The organism is Paraburkholderia strydomiana (assembly GCF_046030495.1).
Taxonomy (GTDB): Bacteria; Pseudomonadota; Gammaproteobacteria; order Burkholderiales; family Burkholderiaceae; genus Paraburkholderia; species Paraburkholderia strydomiana_A.
In genome coordinates, this window is record NZ_JAQQCJ010000009.1 from 53,903 (window position 1) to 76,128 (window position 22,226).

Consider the following 22,226-nt stretch of genomic DNA (forward strand, 5'->3'; position numbering starts at 1 on the left):
ACCGGTTCCACGATGTTCAATCCCAGCCGCGATGAAGTCCGCCTCTTTTTCACCGACACCTGGCGCAAGCAGCGTCAAGGCGAGATTCTGACGCCGCTGGAAGCGATCGCCGCCGACTGGATCGTCGAGCATCCCGAATATCACGCGGACCTCAGCGATAGCGGCGCCGCCCAGGCGCAGGATTACTCGCCCGAACGCGGCCAGACCAATCCATTCCTGCATCTGTCGATGCATCTCGCGATCAGCGAACAGTTGTCGATCGACCAGCCGCCGGGCATTCGCGCGGCGCACGAGCGGCTCGCGTCGCGCCTCGGCTCGACTCACGACGCGCAGCACGCGATCATGGAGTGCCTCGGCGAAACCATCTGGGAAGCGCAGCGCACCGGCACGCCGCCGGATACGGACGCCTATCTGCAGCGCATCGAGCGGCGCGCGACGCGCGACTGAGGTCGGACTGAGCGCCGGCCGCGCCGCCGCCCAAAACAAAACACCCCGCCAAAGCGGGGTGTCGTTCGAATCCGAAAAGCAGCGCGGCAATGACGCTCAAATCATGACGCGGCCCGCTTACTTCTTCTGCACCAGATCGCCGTCCAGCGATTCGATATAAGCCGCGAGGTCTTTCATGTCGCTCTGCGACAGGCTCTGCACCTGCGCCTGCATGATCGCGTTGTTGCGGCCGAGATGCGGATTGCCCACGCCCATCTGGTACTGGCGCAGCGCCCAGTAGATGTAGTCGGCGTGCTGGCCCGCGAGCTTCGGATACTCCGGGCTCACCGGCTTGTTCAGATTGACGCCGTGGCAAGCCGCGCAGTTGTGACTCTCGGACAGCACCTTGCCGTTGCCTGCATCGGCGGCATGCGCGAGATTCGCTGCAGCCAGACCGATCACCGCCGCCGACGCGCAAGCAGCCTTGAACACCGTGTGGAGTGCCTGTTGGGGCTTAATCATGAATTCTCCTATCCCGCGAATAATTGATAGCCGGGTGACTGAATGGACGGCCGCGGCCGATCACTTGTCGGGATTGTTTTTCGAAGAGGCATTTTGCGCCGCGTAGTAAGCGGCGATGTCGGCAATGTCCTGATCCGACAACGAGACGGCAATGGCGTGCATCGTGTCGAAATGGCGGTCGCCCTTCTTGTAGCCACGCAACGCGTTTTCGAGGTATGCCTGATTCTGGCCGCCGAGCATCGGCACACGGTAGACCTCGGGATAAGCCGTACGGTATTCGGGGATGCCGTGGCAGCCGATACACATCGCGACCTTGGCCCGCCCCGCCTTCGCGTTACCAACCACATCCGCTGCCTGGGCGCTGACCGCATAGCCCGTGAGCACCGACAGCGCTGCGATCACGACGTGTTTGCCGACGAATTTATTCATAGCATGTAACCTGGCATGAGGGGAACGGGCGCCCAAAAAAGGCAACGGCCCGCGCCGTTCTTCTTATAGGGTAGCCACGCAGGCCAAAAAAATCGGGCTAATTGTACCGCGACGCCGCGCAGAACGTCCACCGCGCGGGGCCAGCGGCCCGCCCGCCGGCTGCAAAGCCACGGCCGGCGCCGCTTTACTCCGGCACGCCCGCCGCGCAAGGCCTGACGGGGTGGCCGAGCGCACGGTCCGCGCCGTCCGGGGCACCGGCTCAAACACCGGCAAGCCCAGCTCAGGCACCCGCCCGCCGCACTGGGTGGATCCCGAACGAACACCAAACGAGCACGCGGCCCACCCGTGCGCAACGCATGCAGCACGCACGCAACACGCGTTTTGCCGTCCCGCGCATCGGGCTGAACCTCGGCTGACACCATACGCGAGCCGGTTTCAGGCCAACAGGGCTTCTGACTTATACTGGGTTTTTTCCCGATCAAGAGCATCTCGCCATGCGTTTCGAAGGCTCATCGCAGTACGTCGCCACCGACGACCTCAAGCTCGCGGTCAACGCCGCGATGACGCTGAAGCGCCCGTTGCTGATCAAGGGCGAACCGGGCACGGGCAAGACCATGCTCGCCGAAGAGGTCGCCGCCGCGCTCGGCATGCCGCTGCTGCAGTGGCACATCAAGTCCACCACCAAGGCCCAGCAGGGTCTGTACGAATACGACGCGGTGTCGCGCCTGCGCGATTCGCAGCTCGGCGACGAGCGCGTCAAGGACATCCGCAACTACATCGTCAAGGGCGTGCTGTGGCAGGCGTTCGAGTCGGACGAGCAAACCGTGCTGCTGATCGACGAGATCGACAAGGCCGACATCGAATTCCCGAACGACCTGCTGCGCGAACTCGACCGCATGGAGTTCTACGTGTACGAGACGCACGAGCTGATCCGCGCCAAACAGCGCCCGCTCGTGATCATCACGTCGAACAACGAGAAGGAGCTGCCCGACGCGTTCCTGCGCCGCTGCTTCTTCCACTACATCAAGTTTCCCGATCCGGCCACGATGCAGCAGATCGTCGAGGTGCACTACCCAGGCATCAGGAAGGAACTGCTCGCCGCGGCCATGCAGAGCTTTTTCGAACTGCGCAACGTCGCGGGTCTGAAGAAGAAGCCGTCCACCTCGGAGCTGCTCGACTGGCTCAAGCTGCTGCTCGCCGAAGACCTTCCGCCCGAAGCGCTGCGCTCGTCCGACCAGAAGCAGATCATTCCGCCATTGCACGGCGCGCTGCTGAAGAACGAACAGGACGTGAGCCTGTTCGAACGGCTGATTTTCATGAACCGCAACAACCGTTGATCGGGCGAGCCTCGTCGTCGAAGAGCGGCAGCCGGGTCGATGCCGGCCCACCGCCGCCCGACGCGTCGCATCGACCATTCGCCGCTGGAGGGCACACCGCATGCTGATCGACTTCTTCTACTCGCTGCGCGCCGCCAGGCTGCCGGTGTCGGTGAAGGAATATCTGACGCTGCTCGAAGCGCTCAAAGCCAACGTGATCGCGCCGTCGCTCGACGAGTTCTACTACCTTTCGCGCATCACGCTGGTCAAGGACGAGCAGTATTTCGACAAGTTCGATCAGGCGTTCGGCGCGTATTTCAACGGCGTCGCGAAAGCGTCGGAACTGGCGTTCGACGTCCCGCTCGACTGGCTGAAGAAGAAGCTGCAACGCGACCTGTCGCCGGAGGAAAAGGCGCAGATCGAGGCGATGGGCGGGCTCGACAAGCTGATGGAGCGCCTCAAGGAGCTGTTCGACGAACAGAAAGAGCGCCACGAAGGCGGCAGCAAGTGGATCGGCACGGGCGGCACGTCGCCGTTCGGCAACGGCGGCTACAACCCGGAGGGCGTGCGCATCGGCGGCGACGCGGCGGGCAACCGCACGGCGGTGAAGGTGTGGGAAGCGCGCGCGTATCGCGATTACGACGACCAGGTCGAAATCGGCACGCGCAACATCAAGGTCGCGCTGCGCCGTTTGCGCCGCTTCGCGCGCGAAGGCGCCGCCGAAGAGCTCGATCTGCCCGACACGATCCGCAGCACCGCCGCGAACGCCGGCTGGCTCGATCTGAAGATGGTGCCGGAGCGGCACAACAAGGTGAAGGTGCTGATGCTGCTCGACGTCGGCGGCTCGATGGACGACCACATCAAACGCACGGAAGAACTGTTCTCCGCCGCGAAAGCCGAGTTCAAGCACCTCGAGTTCTATTACTTCCACAATTGCGTGTACGACTTCCTGTGGAAGAACAACCGCCGCCGCCACGCCGAACGCATGCCAACGTGGGACGTGCTGCACAAGTTCACGCCCGACTACAAGCTGATTTTCGTCGGCGACGCGACGATGAGCCCCTACGAAGTGCTGCAGCCAGGCGGCTCGGTGGAATACAACAACGCCGAGGCCGGCGCGGTGTGGCTGCGCCGTCTCGCGGATCATTTCCCGCATCACGCGTGGCTCAATCCCGAACCGGAAGGTCTGTGGGCGTACCGGCAATCGGTCGGCGCGATCCGCGAAGTGCTCGGACACCGGATGTACCCGCTCACGCTTGCCGGGTTGGAGAGCGCAATGCGCATGCTGAGCAAATAACGCGGTTGTACCGCTGCCGTATCGCTGTCACTGATTACCCCCAACTATAAAAAAGCACCTGCATGAGCCTTTCTTCATCGCCCCAGTCGCCCCCTGCCGCGACACCGCCCCGGCGCCTCAATCCGCTCGCCGATACCTCGCTCTCCACCGTCGTCGCCGGCTTCGTCGCGATGATGACGGGCTACACCAGTTCGCTCGTGCTGATGTTCCAGGCGGGCCAGGCCGCGCATCTGAGCGACGCGCAGATTTCGTCGTGGATCTGGGCGCTGTCGATCGGCATGGCCGTGTGCACGATCGGCCTGTCGCTGCGTTTTCGCGCGCCGATCGTGATTGCGTGGTCGACGCCCGGCGCGGCGCTGCTGGTGTCGTCGCTGCCGCATGTGGCGTATGCCGAGGCGATCGGCGCGTTCATCGTCTGCGCGGCGCTGCTCACGCTGGTCGGTTTGACCGGCTGGTTCGACACGTTGATGAAGAAGATCCCGGCCGGCATCGCCTCCGCCTTGCTGGCGGGCATTCTGTTCGAGATCGGCATCGAGATTTTTCGCGCCGCGCAGTTCCAGACCGCGCTCGTACTGACGATGTTCTTCACCTACCTGATCGTCAAACGGCTCGCGCCGCGCTACGCGATCGTCACGACGCTGATCGTCGGCACGGCCGCCGCGGGCGGGCTCGGGCTGCTCGATTTCAGCCGCTTTCACGTCGCGCTCGCGCATCCGGTGTTCACGCTGCCGGCGTTCTCGGTGGCGGCCAGCGTGAGCATCGGGATTCCGCTGTTCGTCGTCGCGATGGCGTCGCAGAACGTGCCGGGCATCGCCGTGCTGCGCGCAGACGGCTACACCACGCCGTCCGCGCCGCTGATTTCGACGACCGGCATCGTGTCGCTGCTGCTCGCACCGTTCGGCTCGCACGGCATCAATCTTGCGGCGATCACGGCGGCGATCTGCACCGGCCCCGAAGCGCATGAAAACCGCGACAAGCGCTACACCGCCGCGGTCTGGGGCGGCGTTTTCTATCTTCTCGCCGGCATTTTCGGCGCGACCATCGCCGCGTTGTTCGCGGCCTTGCCGAAGGCGTTGGTGGTGTCCGTCGCGGCGCTCGCGCTGTTCGGCTCGATCATGAGCGGCCTGACCAACGCGATGCAGGACGTGAAGCAGCGCGAGGCGGCGCTGGTGACCTTCATGGTCACGGCCTCGGGGCTGACGCTGCTGTCGATCGGCTCGGCGTTCTGGGGGTTGGTGGCGGGCGTGCTGACGCAACTGGTGCTGAACGCCCGGCGCGCGTGACGGGCCGGCGTGACGAATTGGCTCGACGGCCCCACATCGCCGACAATTCCGTGAACGGATCGCCGAAGCCAAGTGTCAACACCGGATCAGGCGATCCGCCATAGAATAGAAGCATCCGGCAGCGTTTCCCGGCAACATCACGGGGACGCTGCAGCGTGACCCGCGGCCGCCGGCGCCGATTCCGTCCTGTCAGCCCGGCGGCAATCTCATTTCTCCTGAACCACGGCGCGCGCGCCCTGAAGGCCCGAACATGACAACCGCACTCGATCAACTCAAGCAATACACCACCGTCGTCGCCGATACCGGCGACTTCCAGCAGCTTGCCCAGTACAAGCCGCAGGACGCGACCACCAATCCGTCGCTGATCCTGAAGGCCGTGCAGAAAGACGACTACCGCCCGCTGCTCGAAAAAACCGTGAAGGCGCACGCGTCGAAGCCGGTCGGCGCGATCATCGACCAGTTGCTGATCGCTTTCGGCACCGAAATCCTCAAGATCATCCCGGGCCGCGTGTCGACCGAAGTCGACGCGCGCCTGTCGTTCGACGTCGAGGGCTCGATCGCCAAAGGGCGCGAGCTGATCGCGCTTTACAAGGAACACGGCATTGGCCGCGAACGCGTGCTGATCAAGCTGGCCTCCACCTGGGAAGGCATCCGCGCGGCGGAAGTGCTGCAGAAGGAAGGCATCCACTGCAACATGACGCTGCTGTTCTCGCTCGCCCAGGCCGCGGCCTGCGCCGAAGCGGGCGCGCAACTGATCTCGCCGTTCGTCGGCCGCATCTACGACTGGTACAAGAAGAACGCCGGCAGCGCGTGGGACGAAGCGAAAGACGGCGGCGCCAACGATCCGGGCGTCAAATCGGTGCGCCGCATTTACGCGTACTACAAAAAGTTCGGCTACAAGACCGAGGTCATGGGCGCGAGCTTCCGCACGCCCGGACAGATTCTGGAACTGGCCGGCTGCGATCTGCTGACCATCAGCCCGGATCTGCTGCAGAAGCTGCAGGACAGCACCGATAAGGTGGAACGCAAGCTGTCGCCGGACATGTCCAACGAAGCGAACATCGAGCGCGTGCCGGTGGACGAGGCGTCGTTCCGCTTCCTCGTCAACGACGAGGCGATGGCGACCGAAAAGCTCGCCGAAGGCATCCGCGCGTTCGCCGCAGACGCGGTGAAGCTGGAAAAGCTGATCGAAGCGCTGCGTTGAGCTTCGCTTCGCGCGCCGCGTGATTCATGCGGCTGACGCGGCTGCAAGGGCGGCCCTGGACCTCGCGGTTCGGGGCCGCTCGCCGTTTACAAGGCGGCGCCATCGTTCGAGGCCGCCCGCATCACCGCTTTTCCTACACTTTTCCTACGCAATAACGTCACAATCGGCGCCAGGACGGACGACTACAATCGATTCCACGCCCGCTCCCCGGCGCCGCTGGCTCCGGGCTGACGGTGCGCACACCAGTTCCGGGAGACGATCATGGAAGTTCAGCCCTACCTGTTTTTCAACGGACGTTGCGAGGAAGCGCTCGCGTATTACTGCGAGAAGCTCGGCGCCGAAGTCACCTTCAAGATGCGCTTCAAGGAGGCGCCGCCGGATTCGGGACACCAGCCGCGCCCCGATCTCGAAGAAAAAATCATGCACGCGAACGTGCGGATGGGCTCGACCACCTGGATGGCGTCCGACGGCAATGGCGATCCCGCGGCCAGTCCGATGAGCGGCTTCAGCCTGTCGCTGACGGCCGACGACGCCGCCTCCGCCGAGCGCTACTTCAACGCGCTCGCCGACGGCGGCCAGCTGGTGATGCCGTTTCAGGCCACGTTCTGGAGCAAGGGCTTCGGGATGGTGGTGGACCGCTTCGGCCTCATGTGGATGGTGACGGTGCCGGACAAGCCTTAAAGCGTCGTCGGCGGCCGCGCGCCCTACCCCTTCAGCAAACTGCGCGAATGCCGCTCGATATTCCAGTTCGGCTCGGTCTCCAGCAACAGCGCGCGTAGCCGCTCCACCTGCTCCGCGAGCCGCTGCCCGAGCCAATACGGCCCCTGCAGATCGGGCGGCAGCCTGAGCGCCCCGTCGCCCGACGTCTGCCCGAGCGGCGACGCGGCCGGAATGCCGAACTGCGTCGCGCGCCCAAAGCGCAGCCCGCGGGCGATCGCCAGCAGAATCGCCCGCACCGCGCGGACCTCGACGCCGCAGCGCGCGGCATACGCGGCGCGCGCCACGGCGTCGGCATGCATGAGCGGACCGGTCGCGAGCAATTCCAGCGCGCTGAGCACCGAGCGATGCAGCCGCTGGATCTCTTCGAGCTTCGCCTGCGGCACGTCGATTTCCTTCGCCACCGACGGCATCAGCGAGCGCAACTGCACCAGCCGCTGGTTGATTTGCAGAAAGCGCTTGACCTGCTCCTCTTCGCTGATCGTCTCGCCATCCAGCAGCCGCGCGTAGATCGACGCGCATTCGCGCAGGTTGGCCGCGAGGCCGTAGCGCCACGAATACGTCGCGTGCAGCGGCAGCGCGAACGAAAACGCCAGCGCGATCACGATACCGATCAGCACGTTCAGCGTGCGCCACAGGCCGACGTCGATCAGATTGTCGCCGTGACCCGCGACGATGCACATCGTGATCGCCGTCAGCAGCCCGACATAGCCGGACGAGCCGATCGCGAACCACGCGCAGATTGCCGCGATGATCGCCATCAGCACATAGGTGAGCGGCAGCGAGCCGACCAGATTCTGCTGCACGATCAGCAGCAGCCCGATCGACGCCCCGAGCAGCGTCCCGGCTGCCCGCTCCGCCGCCTTCTTGCGGATATTGCCGTGATGCTGCAAACCGCCGATCACCACCAGCAGCGTCACCGACGACCAGATGCCGTGCGGTATATCGATACCGCTGGTGGCGAGAATCGAGAACAGCATCGCGAGGCCCACGCGCAGGCTGTGCAGCACCTTCGCGTGGCGATAGCGGTAGTAAGGCGACGTCACGGCGCGCACCATCCGGCTGAGCGCCGAGCGGCGTGGAATCACGGGATGGGAATCGGCAGATGCCATGGCGGCGCGACCCACGCTTGGAAAGGACAGTTTCGCTATCCTGCCCTGGAGTGCCCGGTAAAGACAAACGCCCGCAAACTTTCGTCTGCGGGCGCTGCGGTTTTCAGGCCTATCGACAACGACGCCCGGCCGAGCCAGGCGTCACGGCGCCATGCCGTTGCGCTCAGCCTTCGACCACGTCCAGATAATCTTCCGGACGGGTGCGGTCTTCGCCGCGCTGCATGCCGAACGCGCGCACCAGCAGGCTCACCACGACCGACACCACCAGGTTCACGATCAGCGACCACACCGCCGCATAACCCGGGATCGCCATGCCGAACAGATGGATCGTGAAGATCGAACTGGCCAGCTTCAGTGAGACCGCCATCCACGTGCCGGTGCCGATGCCGACCGCCCAGCCGATCAGCAAGCCACGGTAGTCGAGCACGCGCGTGTACAGGCCGAGCACGATGGCCGGCAGCGTCTGGATGATCCAGATGCCGCCGAGCAGCTGCAACTGGATCGCGTACGTGAGCGGCAGACCGAGAATGAACGCGACCGCGCCGACCTTGACGATCAGCGAGACCAGCTTCGCGACGTTGGTCTCCTGCTCGTGCGTCATGTTGCGGTTGACGAACTCCTTGTGCACATTGCGCGTGTACAGGTTGGCCGCCGCGATCGACATGATCGCCGCCGGCACCAGCGCGCCGATACCGATCGCCGCGAACGCCACGCCGACGAACCACGACGGGAAGAAGTGCAGGAACAGCGCCGGCACCGCGAAGTTCGGGCCGAAGGCCTTGAAGTACGGCACGAATTCCGGCATGTCCTTCACGCCGGCCGCGAGCGCCATGAAGCCGAGCAGCGCGAGCAGGCCGAGCACCAGCGAATAGGCCGGCAGGAGCGCCATGTTGCGACGGATCGTGTTGCCCGACTTCGACGACAGTACCGCCGTGATCGAATGCGGATACAGGAACAGCGCGAGCGCCGAGCCGACCGCGAGCGTTGCGTAGGCGCTATAGCCGTTCAGGCTCGACACGTCCGGCGACTTCAGCAGCAGCTTCTCCGGCGGCACCACGCTGAAGATATGGCTGAAACCGCCCAGTTGCGGCGGAATCACGATGATCGCGGCGAAGATCGTCACGTAGATCAGGATGTCCTTGACCACCGCGATCATTGCCGGCGCGCGCAGGCCCGACGTGTACGTGTACGCGGCGAGAATCGCGAACGCGATGATCAGCGGCAGATCGCCGACGAAGCCCTTGGTGTCGAAACCGAGCGCGCCGATCACCACTTCGATGCCGACCAGTTGCAGCGCGATGTAAGGCATGGTCGCGACGATGCCGGTCACGGCGATCGCCAGCGCGAGCATGCGGCTGCCGTAGCGGGCCGACACGAAGTCCGCGGACGTCACGTAGCCGTGACGCTTGGCGATGCTCCACAGTTTGGGGAACACGACGAACGCGAACGGATAGATCAGGATCGTGTACGGCAGCGCGAAGAAGCCGGTTGCGCCCGCGCCGAACACCAGCGCCGGCACGGCGATGAAGGTGTACGCGGTGTACAGGTCGCCGCCCAGCAGGAACCACGTGACGATGGTGCCGAAGCGCCGGCCGCCGAGACCCCACTCTTCCAGATGGGCGAGATCGCCGCGCCGCCAGTGGGCCGCGACGAAGCCGAGAATGGTGACGCCGATGAAAAACAGGACGAAGACGAAAGTTGCTGTGGCGTTCATTATTGCGCGCCCCCTTCCGAACGGCCCGTGTAGCGCGATTTGGTCTTGAAGTACACGAGCGCCGTGATGACGGCGCTGATCAGCACCCACAGGAGCTGATACCAGTAGAAGAACGGGAAGTCGAACAGCTGCGGTTCGATCCTGTTGTATGACGGCACCCAGATCATCGCGATCCAGGGCAGTAGCAGCAACCAGAGCCAGTGCTTGCTGGCCTTGTTCGCGTCGGCGTCGTGAGCCATGACGTCTCCTCTTTCCTATTTTTGAATTGTTGGCCCGTGTCTTTGACGGGAGGTGGATCCCACAGCGGGTGGCCGCCCCGCGGGTGGCCACGGGCGCCCCGAAGAAAGCTCCGAAAGAGTATAGGAGCCGCGAACGCGCGGTCAAGCAGGGACGACCCGAGGCGGGACGCTGCGGTGACACGGGGACATGCGCGATGGAGTATGGCTGGGAGTCAGGCGCGGGGGTGCGGCGATGACTCGAAAGGAACGGCGAGGGGCGGGAGCGATGCTTGCTGTGCGGGGGGCTTGCTGTATGCGGGGCGTCCTGTGCAGGCGTAGCCGCGCAAGGAGCTGATGCTTAGCGCTGCTTGCCTGTGTGGGCGTTGTCGCCGCGTAGAGGCTGCTGGAGCGTCGGGCGGGCCTCGGTCAAAGAAGATCGTGTGCGGCGTGGTTGAGGTACTTCAGCTTTGCCTGGGCGTTGCTGACACGACACACCTGGAGCAATCCAAGCGCCCGGGGAACGCCGAACCTCCGACATTCCCCAGCACCCCGAGGCATCCCGCAAGCGGCCGGAACGCCGTGAGGCGGCACCTACCCGGCCCCGCCCGCTTCCACACTCAGATAGAAAACGACGCGCCCTTTTGCCCCGTCGATTCCTGCAGACCCTTGATCCACTTGCGCGCCGGCAAGCCGAGTTCCGCTTCGATCAGCTTCGCGCGCGTTTGCAGCGCGGTGAACGGCACATCGAGCGCCGGCCCCGAAAACGCAATCGCGATGCGGTTGCCGTCGTGCACTTCCGGCAGCGCGACCACGCGGCCGTCGAACGCTTCGTTCAGACGCTTCATGTTGCGCACGAAGCTCGGATGATCGCCGAACAGATTCACCGTCACCACGCCCGCATCGGTCAGACACGCGCGCACCGCGCGATAGAAGCCGACACTGTCGAGCACCGGGCCGCGCGCCGTCGCGTCATAGACGTCGATCTGCAACGCGCCGATCGTGCCGTGATTGGCGCGGTCGTTGACGAAGTCCCACGCATCGGTTTCATGCACGGTCAGACGCGCATCGTCGTGCGGCAGTTCGAACATCGTGCGCGCGGCCACCACGACCGCCGGGTTCACCTCGACCGCCTCGACCTTCGCGCCCGTCAGGAAGCGGTGCGCGAACTTGGTCAGCGAAGCCGCGCCCAGACCCAGCTGGACGACGCGCTTCGGCGTTTCGATGAACAGCAGCCAGGCCATCATCTGCTGCGCGTATTCGAGTTCGATGTGATCCGGCTTGCGCAGACGCATCGCGCCTTGCACCCATTCCGTGCCGAAGTGCAGAAAGCGCACGCCGCCCTCTTCCGAGAACGTCACCGGGGCGAAGCGCGGCTTGCGCGGCGCTTCGATTTGCGGCGCGTCGTGCAGATCGTCGTCGAGCGCGGCGCGCTTGTTGCGCGTGGTGGTTGGCGCGGTTTTCTGTTTGCCGGCGAACGCGTCGGTGTCACGGTTGCGGAAGGCGCGCGCCTCGGCCGAAGCGCGCTTGATCAGTTTCGTCATGTGAGGATGTCGCGCCAGAGACGCAATTTTTGGTCGAACGAGAGCATAGCACTCGCCGAGGTTCAGGTTGTCGACGCAGCTCCGTGTCGACGGGCCAACGGAACGCGGACCGCTCGCGCGTCCGGTTCGGGCCGCGTGACGGCGTCACGTCGGCGATTCGCCCGGCCATGCACGAAAGCGAGCCGGTATCCGACGAGCCGTCGCTCTGAATTTCCTTCTGTGCGATGCGCTGAACCGAGGTTGCAAGTGGATTGCACTACACCATCGGCTCAATGACAGCCCAAACCGCGCCTTGATGCATCGCTCGCGTGCAGCGTGGCAACGGTGGCGCGGACAGCGCGCTGCGCCGACTACCGCAGCCGCCCGCACTCGCCGTCCTCATGCAGACAATCGTGGATGTTGCGCCAGATTTCGAGCTTGGCCGCATACGGTATCGTCGCGTGCGCGGGGCTGCTCGATGGAAGCCTGAGCATGCGATACCCGCTCGCGCGCTCGCCAAGGGCACGCTCGCCGATCTTCGCCGCCGTGCCGCCGTTGAAGGCAACGCAGGCGAGTTCGGGCAGCGTCCCGATAAGGCCGACGAGATCGTTGCTCGCATGATCGCGAATGTTGCTGTCGAGACTGCCGGAGCGGCGCGCCTCGGCGACCACGTCCCATAGTCCGATGCGGTGTTCGAGGAGCGTGCGCAAACGTTCGTCGTATTCCATCGCGCTGAGGTTTGCGCCGATGACATCCCCGACCAGATGCCAGAACCGGTTCTGTTTGTGCGCATAGTACTGCCCATGCGCCAACGACCTCTCACCCGGCAAGCTACCCAGAATCAACACTCGTGTACGAGCATCGACGACCGGCGCAAAGCAGCGTTTGAACGTCATGAGCGCTGGCCCTCGTCACGGCATCGCGCGAGTGGCCGGCCGTGTTCGCGCTGGCGCGCAAAGGCCGTATGCGTGGCGTGCCCGGCGTCCTCGCGTGAAGCGAAACCGCGCTCTTCGCGCGAACCCGCGGAAGCCGCCACACATTCCCACAGCGCCGGCAACATACACTCCGTCACCATCAAAGGCGCGCCATGCCGCTCGAACACCGAGCGCCGCGCGACGAACGCATGCGGCGCTCGCGCATTCCCAGCGCCGATTTCCCGCGCCGCCAGCCAATACAACGGATGACGCGCGCCCACCCTGCGGCTCACCAGCGACGAGCGCGCCACGCTGCTGTCGCTATACAGCAGTTCCGCGAGCGGGCGCGTGCGCAAACGCCGCGTCGCCTGCCACACGCCGACGCTCGCCGCGCGCGGCGTCACGCTATGCGCCGCGACGCACGGCACGCCAGCCACCGCGAGCACCACTTCGCGCACCCACACGGGCGCGCGCGGCGCGAGACCGAGCGCGGCCGCCTCGTCGGGCCAGGGGAGCGCGACGCCTTCGCGCGTGACGCGCACCGCGACCGGGCCGAGCGCGCGCAGATGCGCGGTCAGCGAACCACCTCGGGTCAACCAGTCTTTCTGGGCGGCGCTCAGGCCGGGTAAGGGCGAGACACGCCAGTGGGCGTCGGCAGCATCGAAACGGATAGACATGGTGTCGGATTATAACGGCGTGGCCATCCGGAGATTTCTCACGCACCCGAGCGCCGCCGCGCGCCGCCGCGCGCCGCGCATCAATGCACATGTCGTTTTCGGAAGGATCTGATTTCTCCTCTTTGCGGCGCGCGATAAAACCTCCGTGCTTCAAACAAACATCAAGGAGAAAGAAGAGATGAAGACATTCCTGGGCACAACCGCATGCGCGGTGTCGGTGTTGCTGATGGCGGGCTGCACCGCCCCGCTCGATCGCGACAAGGAAACCTCGCTGAACAAGGCGGTCGGCATCGAAGTGACGCGCACGGCGGACGGCGTCGCGGTGAAGCTGCCCGAAACCGCGTTGTTCGATTTCAACCAATCCGAGGTACGGGCCGATTCGAGCGCGGTCGTCGATCGCTCCGCCGTGCTGCTCAAGCGTAGCAGGAAGCCGATCGTCGTCGAGGGCTATACCGACAATGTCGGCACGCTCGACTACAACCAGCAGTTATCCGAAGCGCGTGCGACCTCGGTGGGCTATGCACTGGTCGCACGCGGCGTGGCGCAGGATCGCATCCGCACGAAGGGCAACGCGTATAACAACCCGGTGGCGAGTAACGATACCCCCGAAGGCCGTGCGTTGAATCGCCGTACGGAAATCATCGTGCGCGGCGAGAGGCTCGATACGTTGATGGGTAAATAATTAGCCCGGAAATAGCGCATGAATCTTCCGGGCTCCTGGTTTAAGACGCATCGACATAAGACAAACCAGGATTTTCATAATCAACATCCCGATCTCCATTTATGGACGTTGATCGATTTTGTTTAGCTAACCATCATTAATTCAGGCCGACGCCGGATGAAACTTCGGCCCGTCGGCTGCTTCGATAAAAACACCAGGGAGTCACATTGAACATCGGAAATCATGCAGAAACTTCTGCGCGTATCGCTCATCTTGCGGCGCTCGTTTTGCGGCGCAGCGACGCCCCGCTTCGCGAGAAAGAACTGGCCGGCTCGGCACTAGCGCAACACCACACGTCGAAGCAAACCAGCAAAGCCATCGGCAGTCTCGCGGCCAAGGTACTCGGCGACAACACCTCCAGTCACGAGGCAAAAGAACTGGCCGGCTGCGTGCTGGCGCAAGTGCGTCATCTGACGGCCACGGTCTCCACCGCTCAATGAATCCTCGCTGACCGTTCGGGCTGACACCGCCGAGCCGCCATCGCACCGTCGCGCGGGGGGCAAAAAAAATGCGCTGCCGAAGCAGCGCATTTCTCAGCAACGAGCGTCAGTGCGACGCTGTCGGCTCATGCTCAATTCGCACGAGACAGCAGCAGCGCATTGGTGCGCTTCACGAAGCTCGCCGGATCTTCCAGCGCGCCGCCTTCGGCGAGCAAAGCCTGATCGAACAACAGGTGACACCAGTCGTCGAAGTTGGCGCTGTCCGCGTGCAAGCCCTTCACCAGCGCATGCTCCGGATTCACTTCGAGAATCGGATGGAACGACGGCGCTTGCTGACCTGCGGCCTTCAGCATGCGTTGCAGGTAGCCGCTCATTTCGCCATCGTCGGCGATCAGGCACGACGGCGAGTCGGTCAGGCGGAACGTCAACCGCACGTCCTTCGCTTTGTCCTTCAGTGCTTCCTTCATTTTCTCGACGAGCGGCTTGAACTCTTCGCCCACCTTTTCCTGCGCCTGCTTTTCTTCGTCGTTCAACGCGCCCAGATCGAGATCACCGCGCGCCACGCTTTGCAGCGGCTTACCGTCGAATTCGGTCAGGTACGAGAGAATCCACTCATCGACGCGATCGGTCAGCAGCAGCACTTCCACGCCCTTCTTGCGGAACACTTCGAGGTGCGGGCTGTGGGTCGCGGCCTGCCAGGTGTCGGCGGTGACGTAGTAGATCTTCGTTTGCTCGGGCTTCATGCGCGCGACATAGTCGGCCAGCGAGACGGTCTGCTCCGGCGTTTCCGTATGCGTGGAAGCAAAGCGCACGAGCTTCGCGACGCGCTCGCGATTCGCAAAGTCTTCGCCGATGCCTTCCTTCAGCACCTGGCCGAATTCCTTCCAGAAGCCGGCGTACTTTTCGCGATCGGCTTCGTTTTCCGAGTTGGCCAGTTCTTCGAGCATCGAGAGCGAGCGCTTCGTCACGCCTTCGCGGATCGCCTTGACGTCACGGCTTTCCTGCAAGATTTCGCGCGACACGTTCAGCGGCAGATCGCTCGAATCGACCACACCCTTCACGAAGCGCAGATACGTGGGCAACAGTTGCTCGGCGTCGTCCATGATGAACACGCGCTTCACGTACAGCTTCAGCCCGCCGCGCTGCTCGCGGTTCCACAGGTCGAACGGCGCGTGGCTCGGCACGTACAGCAGTTGCGTGTATTCGCTGCGGCCTTCCACACGGTTGTGGGTCCACGCGAGCGGGTCCTGATGATCGTGCGCGAGGTGCTGGTAGAACTGCTTGTACTGCTCCTCGCTGATGTCGTTCTTCGCGCGGGTCCACAGCGCGCTCGCCTGATTGACGGTCTCGTCCTCGTCCTTCGCGACCATCGCGCTCTTTTCCGCGTCCCACTCTTCCTTCTGCATCAGGATCGGCAGCGCGACGTGGTCCGAGTACTTCTGGATGATCGACTTCAGACGATGGGCCGACAGCAGCTCGTCCTCATCGGCACGCAGATGCAGCGTGATGGTGGTGCCGCGCGCGGCGCGCTCGATCTGCTCCACCACGAAATCGCCCTCGCCCGCGCTGATCCAGCGCACGCCTTCCGAGGCCGGCAAACCGGCGCGGCGCGTTTCGACCGTGATCTTGTCCGCGACGATGAAGCCCGAATAGAAGCCCACGCCGAACTGGCCGATCAGCGCCGCATCTTTCTGCTGGTCGCCGGAGAGCTTGCCGAAGAATTCCTTGGTGCCCGAGCGCGCGATCGTGCCGAGGTTCGCGATCGCTTCGTCGCGGCTCATGCCGATGCCGTTGTCGTCGAGCGTGACGGTGCGCGCGTCTTTGTCGAACGACACGCGAATTCGCAGGTTCGGATCGTTCTCGTACAGCGCGCTGTTTTCGATCGCTTCGAAGCGCAGCTTGTCGGCCGCGTCGGATGCGTTGGAAATCAGCTCGCGCAGAAAGATTTCCTTGTTGCTGTACAGCGAATGGATCATCAGTTGCAGAAGCTGTTTCACTTCTGCCTGAAAGCTCATGGTTTCTTGTGCCATGGTCGGACTTCCTCTCTGTTGCGAATGGGGGTTCATCAGGTCAGGCGGGGTACTCGGGCGCCCGCGCCGTTCGGTGCGGCCGGCCGGGCCACCGGTATGCCGGCCACCAGATCGTGCGCCTAACTGGGGACGACCCGGCACGGTTTCAAGAGGCGCGCCGCGCGACACTGTCGAGATAGCGGCACAGAAACGTCGCCAGTTCAGGGTCGCCGCAATTGGCGATATTGAAGCGCATCCACGTCGTCGGCGACTGCTGCGGTGAAAACAGGCTGCCGGGCGTCAGCAGGAAGCCGCCTTCGTGCCCGGCGGCGGCCAGCGAACCCGCGTCGACGCCCGTGTCGACCCATAAGAACATGCCGGCCGCGGGCGTCAGAAACAGCTTCATGCCGGTCTTTTCCAGCATCCGCGCGGACTTTTCGCGCACGCCGTCGAGCCGCGCGCGCAATCGCTCGACATGCCGCCGATAGTGGCCCTCGGTCAGAATCTTATATAGGACGCGCTCGTTGAGCTCGGGGCTCGTCATGCCGACCAGCATCTTCTGGTTGCTGACCGCCGTCGCCACCTCCGGCGCGCACGCGATAAAGCCCACGCGCAGATTCGGCGCGAGCGTCTTCGAAAAACTGCCGAGGTAGATCACGCGCTTCAACTGGTCGAGGCTCGCGAGGCGCGTGCCCGGATGGCTCGGCGGGCATAGATCGCCGTAAATATCATCTTCGACGACGATGAAATCGTACGCTTCGGCGAGGCGCAGAATGCGGAACGCCTGGGCCGCCGTCAGCGACGTGCCGGTCGGGTTCTGCAACACCGAGTTGATCACCAGCATTTTCGGCCGCCACGTCTGAACGAGCGTTTCGAGCGCGTCGAGATCGGGGCCGTCCGGCGTGTACGGCATGCCGACCAGCCGCGCGCCTTGCGACGCGAAGCAGCCGAACATCTGGAACCAGGCCGGATCGCCGACGATCACCGCTTCGCCCGGCTTCACGTAGATGCGCGAGATCAGGTCGATCGCCTGCGTGACACCCGACACCATCACGATCTGCTCCGGCGACGCGCCGATCTCCAGTTCTTCGAGCCGCGTCTGCAATTGCTGGCGCAGCGGCAGGAAACCCTGCGGCGTGCCGATGCCGAGCATCTGCGCGCCGCTTTGCCGCCCGAGCGTGCGCAATGCGTTGGTAATCAGGTCGCCGTCGAGCCAGCGCGCGGGCAGATAACCGAGACCCGGGCTGCGCTCGGGGCGCGTGCCGGTGTACAGCATGTTGCGCAACAGCCAGACCACGTCGATCTTGGCCGGCGCGGGCGCGCCCTCGGCAGGCGGGCGAATTTCCGTGACCGGCGCGCCGGCGAGCCGCTCGCGCACATAGAACCCGGAGCCGCGCCGCGACTCCAGATACCCTTGCGCCACCAGCCGCTCATACGCCTCGACCACCGTGAAGCGCGACACGCCCTTGTCGAGCGCGAGCTTGCGGATCGACGGCATGCGCATGCCGGGGCGGAACACGCGTTCCTCGATACGGCGGCGCGCCCACTGCACGAGCTGCTCGACCAGCGTCAGCGCTGACGTATCGTGCGGGGCGGGAATCTGGGCAAGCAAGACAGACATGACGGGCTCCAACTGTACCGAACAGTATCGAATCGATTGTACCGTTACTGTGCCGGTCGCCGCCGTTACATTTGAGTTCGACAAAGGATGGTGAGGCAGCGCCAAAGCGTGCGGACAAGGGTTCCGCCGCTCGCAACCGATCCGGCAACCCCGGTCCCGACACCATCCGCATGGCCCGCCGATCTGGCAAACGGTTATGCTTACGGCCCGGGCAGCAGCGCCGCCACATCTGGCGCGCACCGGCTTACCGCAGAAAACCGTTTCCTCGCTCCGTCATGACAGCTCATCCGCTCCGTCTCGATCACCTCGTGGTTTCAGCGCGCACCCTCGACGAGGGCACGCAGTACGTCGCCGATACGCTCGGCGTCGCGCCGGCTGGCGGCGGTGCGCATCCGCTGATGCGCACCCACAACCGGCTGCTGAATCTGTGGGGCGGCGTCTATCTGGAAGTGATCGCGATCGACCCGCACGCCGCGCCGGCGGCCGCTTCTGCCGCTTCTGCCGCTTCTGCCGCTTCTGCCGCTTCTGCCGCTTCTGCCGCTTCTGCCGCTTCTGCCGCTTCTGCCGCTTCTGCCGACCCCGCCGCCTCCGCCGACGCCGGCGCGCCGCGCCCCCGCCTGTTCGCCCTCGACGACCCGGCGACGCACGCGCGGCTCGAAAACGGCCCGTATCTGTCGCACTGGGTCGCCCGGGTCGAACGCCCGAAGCAGCTGAGAACGTGGCGAGCGCAGTTTCCACAGCGCATTCCGCCCATCGTGCCGATGACGCGCGGCGATTTCACCTGGGGCCTGTCGGTGCCTGACGACGGCGCTTTCCCGGCCTGGCAAGGCGCGGGCGACGGCGTGCTGCCCTCGCTGATCCAATGGGACTCGCCGCGCCATCCGTCGGATGCGCTGCCGCCCACGGGCATCGCGCTGAAAGCGCTAAAAGCCGTGCATCCGCAAGCCGATCCGGTGCGGGCGCAATTGCAGTGGCTCGGCGCCGCGCATCTGCTCGAATTGCAGTCCACCGACGGCGCCGCCGCGCTCGTCGCCGAATTTGAAACACCCGATGGTCTCCGGACCCTCAAATAAGCAGCGCGCGCGGGTCGCCGACTCGCGCGATAATTGAAGTTTTGACCGGTTCCAGAAATACCAAGCAGAGGAGAGCATGGACCAAAGCGACCTGAAAGCCCCGACGTGGCAATTGTCCGAACGCGCGCGCAAGCTCACGAGCTCCGCGATCCGCGAGATCCTGAAGGTCACGGAACGGCCCGAAGTCATTTCGTTCGCCGGCGGCCTGCCCTCGCCGGCCACCTTCCCGGCCGAGCGCATGCGCGAAGCCTCCGACCGCATTCTGCGCGATTCGCCCGCCGCGGCGCTGCAATACAGCGCGACCGAAGGCTACGCGCCGCTGCGTGAATGGATCGCGCAGCGCTATTCGGTCAACGGCGCGCAGATTCGCGCAAGCCAGGTGCTGATTACCACCGGCTCGCAACAGGCGCTCGATCTGCTCGGCAAAGTGCTGGTGTGCCCGGACAGCCCGGTGCTGGTCGAAACGCCGACCTACCTCGGCGCGCTGCAATCGTTCTCGATGTACGAGCCGCGCTACGTGCAGGTGGCCACCGACGAACAAGGCCTGATCCCCGAGGCGCTCACGGCGGAACTGACGAAGGGCGCGCGCCTGCTGTACGCGCAGCCGAACTTCCAGAATCCGACCGGCCGCCGTCTGCCGATCGAACGCCGCCGCGCGCTCGCCGAGTTTGCGAAGACCGCGCCGTTCCCGGTGATCGAAGACGATCCGTACGGCGCGCTCGACTACGCGGGCGAACCGCTGCCCACCATGCTGTCGATGGCGCCGGAACACATCGTCTATCTCGGCTCGTTCTCGAAGGTGCTCGCGCCCGGCCTGCGGGTCGGCTTCATCATCGCGCCCGAGGAATTGATCTTCAAACTCGTGCAGGCGAAGCAGGCCACCGACCTGCACACGCCGAGCTTCACGCAGCGCATCGTGCACGAAGTGATCAAGGACGGTTTCCTCGACACGCACGTGCCGACCATCCGCGAGCTGTATCGCAACCAGTGCGACGCGATGCTGTCCGCGCTCGAGCGCAACATGCCCGCAGGCGTGAGCTGGAACCGCCCGGAAGGCGGCATGTTCATCTGGGTGAATCTGCCCGCGCAGATCGACAGCATGAAGCTGCTCGAAGAAGCCGTCGCGCAGAACGTCGCGTTCGTGCCGGGCGGTCCGTTCTTCGCGAATGAAGCGCAACACAACACGCTGCGTCTGTCGTTCGTCACGGTGCCGCCGGCGAAAATCGACGAAGGCATCGGGCGTCTAGGCGCGCTGATCCGCGCGAAGCTCTGAGCACGCGCGGCCCGACCCGCGTGAGCGAATTCCACTACTGATCGAGGACACCATGGCTCAAACGAATGTGTACGACAAGCTGAAGGAACTGGGCATCGAACTGCCGGTCGCCGGCGCACCGGCAGCCGCGTATGTGATGAGCGCACAAAGCGGCAACACCGTGTACCTGTCCGGCCACATTGCGAAGAAAGACGGCAAGGTGTGGACGGGCAAGCTCGGTGCCACGCTCGGCACCGACGAAGGCAAGGCCGCGGCGCGCTCGATCGCCATCGACCTGCTCGCCACGCTGCATGCGCATGTGGGCGATCTGAACCGCGTCACGCGCATCGTCAAGCTGATGAGTCTCGTCAACTCGACGCCCGAGTTCACCGAACAGCATCTGGTCACCAACGGTGCGTCCGAACTGGTCGCCGACGTGTTCGGCGAGCGCGGCAAGCATGCGCGCTCGGCATTCGGCGTCGCGCAGATTCCGCTCGGCGCGTGCGTCGAGATCGAGATGATCGCTGAAGTCGAGTAACGAATACGCATGAGCAGCCGCACGGCGAAAGCCGCCGCGGCAACCCAGCGTGTGTAAGCCAGCGGTTCGCCGGCTAGTCCGTTCAGAACGCGTCGCGAGGTGCCTGTCACCTGCGGCGCGTTTTGCATTTGTGCAAAGGTGGATCGTTGACGCGCCAGCGGATAGAATCCGCGAATCCTACTCAATCGTTTGATTCGCTGGACCGCGCCATGCCCGCTCATACCGTCCGTTTCAAACAGGTCGACGTGTTCACGTCGGTGCCGTTCAAAGGCAATCCGCTCGCTGTCATATTCGACGCCGATAGGCTCGATGCGGATCAGATGCAAGCCATCGCCCGCTGGACCAATCTGTCCGAAACCACTTTCCTGTTGCAACCGACCGACCCGGCCGCCGACTATCGCGTGCGAATCTTCACGACGCATGGCGAATTGCCGTTCGCGGGACATCCGACGCTCGGCACCGCGCACGCGCTGCTCGAAAGCGGCTATCAGCCGAAGCAGGCCGGCAAGCTGGTTCAACAGTGCGGCGTGGGACTCGTCGAACTCGAAGCATTGAGTGGGCCGAACGACGGACCGAACGAAACCACACAAGGCGCATGGGCATTCGCCGCGCCACCCGCGCGGGTCACACCGCTCGCCGCGGATAGCTATAGCGAACTCGCTACGGCATTACGTAGTGATGCAATCGATTTCAGCGCGACGCCCTGCGCGGTCGACAACGGCGCACCATGGCTCGTGGTGCGTTTGAATTCGGCGCGCGATTGTCTCGCGCTCGACCCGGACGCCGCCGCGCTCGCTGAACTCGTGCATTCGGTCGACACACACGGACTCGCGGCGTACGGCCCTCATGACGCCGACGGCCCCGCCACTTTCGAGGTACGCTGCCTGATGGCCGGCGGCGGTTTCGGCATCGGCGAAGACCCGGTGACCGGCAGCGCCAATGCCGCGCTGGCCGGTCTGTTGAGCGCGCAGCAACGTCGTCCCGGCACGCGCTATACGGCGCGCCAGGGCACCGTGCTGGGCCGCGCCGGTCAGGTTTCGGTGCATTACGACGATGCACGCGGCAAGACGTGGATTGGTGGCTCGTCGGTGACGATCGTCGACGGTACGTTCCGCTTGCCGTGAGCGACACGCGCTGAACCGGCTCGAATGCGGCGCGCCCGAGCTTGCGTGCTTGACCACGAAAGCGGCAGGGTTTTAACAATCGATGCGACTTGCATTACG

The 22,226-nt window shown here is 64.5% G+C and carries 22 protein-coding genes; 12 read left to right on the forward strand and 10 right to left on the reverse strand.

Annotated elements, in window-relative coordinates; translation table 11 throughout:
* The first annotated feature begins 12 nt into the window (after positions 1-12).
* On the forward strand, positions 13-447 hold the full coding sequence (locus PQQ53_RS13920) for a DUF1841 family protein (protein ID WP_121319308.1): 435 nt from the start codon (positions 13-15) through the stop codon (positions 445-447).
* Positions 448-564: 117 nt separating this feature from the next.
* Here the strand turns inward: PQQ53_RS13920 and PQQ53_RS13925 are convergent, their stop codons facing one another.
* Positions 565-948 (reverse strand): c-type cytochrome, encoded by a 384-nt coding sequence (locus tag PQQ53_RS13925; RefSeq protein WP_408153886.1) that lies wholly within the window; start codon positions 946-948, stop codon positions 565-567.
* A 60-nt stretch (positions 949-1,008) separates the two neighbouring features.
* The gene (locus PQQ53_RS13930; protein WP_168663539.1) at positions 1,009-1,377 is read right to left on the reverse strand and encodes a c-type cytochrome; all 369 of its coding nucleotides are present in this window, start codon (positions 1,375-1,377) and stop codon (positions 1,009-1,011) included.
* Between the two features lie 494 nt (positions 1,378-1,871).
* On the opposite strand from PQQ53_RS13930, the gene PQQ53_RS13935 reads away from it, so the two are divergent.
* From PQQ53_RS13935 to PQQ53_RS13955, 5 genes are all read left to right on the forward strand, one after another.
* Complete coding sequence (locus tag PQQ53_RS13935; protein ID WP_408141681.1) at positions 1,872-2,714, forward strand: AAA family ATPase; 843 nt, start codon at positions 1,872-1,874, stop codon at positions 2,712-2,714.
* Between the two features lie 100 nt (positions 2,715-2,814).
* On the forward strand, positions 2,815-3,990 hold the full coding sequence (locus PQQ53_RS13940; protein ID WP_408324498.1) for a vWA domain-containing protein: 1,176 nt from the start codon (positions 2,815-2,817) through the stop codon (positions 3,988-3,990).
* A 62-nt stretch (positions 3,991-4,052) separates the two neighbouring features.
* Complete coding sequence (locus tag PQQ53_RS13945; RefSeq protein WP_408141679.1) at positions 4,053-5,273, forward strand: benzoate/H(+) symporter BenE family transporter; 1,221 nt, start codon at positions 4,053-4,055, stop codon at positions 5,271-5,273.
* Between the two features lie 250 nt (positions 5,274-5,523).
* Positions 5,524-6,477 carry a transaldolase gene (gene tal / locus PQQ53_RS13950; protein ID WP_408324500.1) on the forward strand — a complete coding sequence of 318 codons (954 nt, stop codon included), beginning with the start codon at positions 5,524-5,526 and terminating at the stop codon, positions 6,475-6,477.
* Positions 6,478-6,738: 261 nt separating this feature from the next.
* A complete protein-coding gene (locus tag PQQ53_RS13955) occupies positions 6,739-7,158 on the forward strand; it encodes a VOC family protein (RefSeq protein ID WP_408141677.1) in 420 nt (139 codons plus the stop codon).
* A gap of 23 nt (positions 7,159-7,181) precedes the next feature.
* On the opposite strand, the gene PQQ53_RS13960 is transcribed toward PQQ53_RS13955, so the two are convergent.
* The 6 genes from PQQ53_RS13960 to PQQ53_RS13985 all read right to left on the reverse strand — a co-directional run bounded on the left by PQQ53_RS13960 (position 7,182) and on the right by PQQ53_RS13985 (position 13,349).
* Positions 7,182-8,306, reverse strand: coding sequence for an FUSC family protein (locus PQQ53_RS13960; RefSeq protein ID WP_408141676.1), 1,125 nt, complete (start codon positions 8,304-8,306; stop codon positions 7,182-7,184).
* Between the two features lie 163 nt (positions 8,307-8,469).
* Positions 8,470-10,020, reverse strand: a complete 1,551-nt coding sequence (gene mctP, locus PQQ53_RS13965) for a monocarboxylate uptake permease MctP (RefSeq protein WP_408141675.1) — start codon at positions 10,018-10,020, stop codon at positions 8,470-8,472.
* Positions 10,020-10,259: a DUF3311 domain-containing protein gene (locus PQQ53_RS13970; protein ID WP_121316902.1), complete on the reverse strand. Its 240-nt coding sequence runs from the start codon at positions 10,257-10,259 to the stop codon at positions 10,020-10,022. Before PQQ53_RS13970 ends, mctP begins: the two co-directional genes overlap by 1 nt.
* Positions 10,260-10,855: 596 nt before the next feature.
* The gene (locus PQQ53_RS13975) at positions 10,856-11,779 is read right to left on the reverse strand and encodes a class I SAM-dependent methyltransferase (RefSeq protein WP_408324502.1); all 924 of its coding nucleotides are present in this window, start codon (positions 11,777-11,779) and stop codon (positions 10,856-10,858) included.
* 350 nt (positions 11,780-12,129) lie between these two features.
* The gene (locus tag PQQ53_RS13980) at positions 12,130-12,654 is read right to left on the reverse strand and encodes a DNA-deoxyinosine glycosylase (protein WP_408141673.1); all 525 of its coding nucleotides are present in this window, start codon (positions 12,652-12,654) and stop codon (positions 12,130-12,132) included.
* Positions 12,651-13,349: a chorismate--pyruvate lyase family protein gene (locus tag PQQ53_RS13985; protein WP_408324504.1), complete on the reverse strand. Its 699-nt coding sequence runs from the start codon at positions 13,347-13,349 to the stop codon at positions 12,651-12,653. Before PQQ53_RS13985 ends, PQQ53_RS13980 begins: the two co-directional genes overlap by 4 nt.
* 178 nt (positions 13,350-13,527) lie before the next feature.
* Here PQQ53_RS13985 and PQQ53_RS13990 point away from each other — a divergent pair, with 178 nt between their 5' ends.
* Entirely contained in the window at positions 13,528-14,031 is a 504-nt protein-coding gene (locus tag PQQ53_RS13990) for an OmpA family protein (RefSeq protein ID WP_408153874.1), read from the forward strand.
* A 206-nt stretch (positions 14,032-14,237) separates the two neighbouring features.
* Positions 14,238-14,510 carry a hypothetical protein gene (locus tag PQQ53_RS13995; protein ID WP_408324506.1) on the forward strand — a complete coding sequence of 91 codons (273 nt, stop codon included), beginning with the start codon at positions 14,238-14,240 and terminating at the stop codon, positions 14,508-14,510.
* 131 nt (positions 14,511-14,641) lie between these two features.
* Here PQQ53_RS13995 and htpG read toward each other — a convergent pair whose 3' ends face one another.
* Complete coding sequence (gene htpG / locus PQQ53_RS14000) at positions 14,642-16,540, reverse strand: molecular chaperone HtpG (protein ID WP_408324507.1); 1,899 nt, start codon at positions 16,538-16,540, stop codon at positions 14,642-14,644.
* A gap of 145 nt (positions 16,541-16,685) precedes the next feature.
* Entirely contained in the window at positions 16,686-18,140 is a 1,455-nt protein-coding gene (locus tag PQQ53_RS14005; RefSeq protein WP_408324509.1) for an aminotransferase-like domain-containing protein, read from the reverse strand.
* A 275-nt stretch (positions 18,141-18,415) separates the two neighbouring features.
* On the opposite strand from PQQ53_RS14005, the gene PQQ53_RS14010 reads away from it, so the two are divergent.
* From PQQ53_RS14010 to PQQ53_RS14025, 4 genes are all read left to right on the forward strand, one after another.
* Complete coding sequence (locus PQQ53_RS14010) at positions 18,416-19,213, forward strand: VOC family protein (RefSeq protein WP_408324512.1); 798 nt, start codon at positions 18,416-18,418, stop codon at positions 19,211-19,213.
* A 76-nt stretch (positions 19,214-19,289) separates the two neighbouring features.
* Positions 19,290-20,486, forward strand: a complete 1,197-nt coding sequence (locus tag PQQ53_RS14015) for an aminotransferase-like domain-containing protein (protein WP_408141666.1) — start codon at positions 19,290-19,292, stop codon at positions 20,484-20,486.
* 52 nt (positions 20,487-20,538) lie between these two features.
* On the forward strand, positions 20,539-21,003 hold the full coding sequence (locus PQQ53_RS14020) for a RidA family protein (RefSeq protein WP_121316893.1): 465 nt from the start codon (positions 20,539-20,541) through the stop codon (positions 21,001-21,003).
* 209 nt (positions 21,004-21,212) lie between these two features.
* Positions 21,213-22,127, forward strand: coding sequence for a PhzF family protein (locus PQQ53_RS14025; RefSeq protein ID WP_408324514.1), 915 nt, complete (start codon positions 21,213-21,215; stop codon positions 22,125-22,127).
* The last annotated feature ends 99 nt before the right edge of the window (positions 22,128-22,226 follow it).

Coding starts and splice junctions, on each gene's coding strand:
- PQQ53_RS13925 (WP_408153886.1), bottom strand. CDS start 948: ATGATTAAGCCCCAACAGGCACTCCACACGGTGTTCAAGGCTGCTTGC.
- tal (WP_408324500.1), top strand. CDS start 5,524: ATGACAACCGCACTCGATCAACTCAAGCAATACACCACCGTCGTCGCC.
- PQQ53_RS14010 (WP_408324512.1), top strand. CDS start 18,416: ATGACAGCTCATCCGCTCCGTCTCGATCACCTCGTGGTTTCAGCGCGC.
- PQQ53_RS13920 (WP_121319308.1), top strand. CDS start 13: ATGTTCAATCCCAGCCGCGATGAAGTCCGCCTCTTTTTCACCGACACC.
- PQQ53_RS13945 (WP_408141679.1), top strand. CDS start 4,053: ATGAGCCTTTCTTCATCGCCCCAGTCGCCCCCTGCCGCGACACCGCCC.
- PQQ53_RS13990 (WP_408153874.1), top strand. CDS start 13,528: ATGAAGACATTCCTGGGCACAACCGCATGCGCGGTGTCGGTGTTGCTG.
- PQQ53_RS14025 (WP_408324514.1), top strand. CDS start 21,213: ATGCCCGCTCATACCGTCCGTTTCAAACAGGTCGACGTGTTCACGTCG.
- PQQ53_RS13975 (WP_408324502.1), bottom strand. CDS start 11,779: ATGACGAAACTGATCAAGCGCGCTTCGGCCGAGGCGCGCGCCTTCCGC.
- PQQ53_RS13980 (WP_408141673.1), bottom strand. CDS start 12,654: ATGACGTTCAAACGCTGCTTTGCGCCGGTCGTCGATGCTCGTACACGA.
- PQQ53_RS13985 (WP_408324504.1), bottom strand. CDS start 13,349: ATGTCTATCCGTTTCGATGCTGCCGACGCCCACTGGCGTGTCTCGCCC.
- PQQ53_RS13935 (WP_408141681.1), top strand. CDS start 1,872: ATGCGTTTCGAAGGCTCATCGCAGTACGTCGCCACCGACGACCTCAAG.
- mctP (WP_408141675.1), bottom strand. CDS start 10,020: ATGAACGCCACAGCAACTTTCGTCTTCGTCCTGTTTTTCATCGGCGTC.
- PQQ53_RS13955 (WP_408141677.1), top strand. CDS start 6,739: ATGGAAGTTCAGCCCTACCTGTTTTTCAACGGACGTTGCGAGGAAGCG.
- PQQ53_RS13960 (WP_408141676.1), bottom strand. CDS start 8,306: ATGGCATCTGCCGATTCCCATCCCGTGATTCCACGCCGCTCGGCGCTC.
- PQQ53_RS13940 (WP_408324498.1), top strand. CDS start 2,815: ATGCTGATCGACTTCTTCTACTCGCTGCGCGCCGCCAGGCTGCCGGTG.
- htpG (WP_408324507.1), bottom strand. CDS start 16,540: ATGGCACAAGAAACCATGAGCTTTCAGGCAGAAGTGAAACAGCTTCTG.
- PQQ53_RS14015 (WP_408141666.1), top strand. CDS start 19,290: ATGGACCAAAGCGACCTGAAAGCCCCGACGTGGCAATTGTCCGAACGC.
- PQQ53_RS14005 (WP_408324509.1), bottom strand. CDS start 18,140: ATGTCTGTCTTGCTTGCCCAGATTCCCGCCCCGCACGATACGTCAGCG.
- PQQ53_RS13970 (WP_121316902.1), bottom strand. CDS start 10,259: ATGGCTCACGACGCCGACGCGAACAAGGCCAGCAAGCACTGGCTCTGG.
- PQQ53_RS14020 (WP_121316893.1), top strand. CDS start 20,539: ATGGCTCAAACGAATGTGTACGACAAGCTGAAGGAACTGGGCATCGAA.
- PQQ53_RS13930 (WP_168663539.1), bottom strand. CDS start 1,377: ATGAATAAATTCGTCGGCAAACACGTCGTGATCGCAGCGCTGTCGGTG.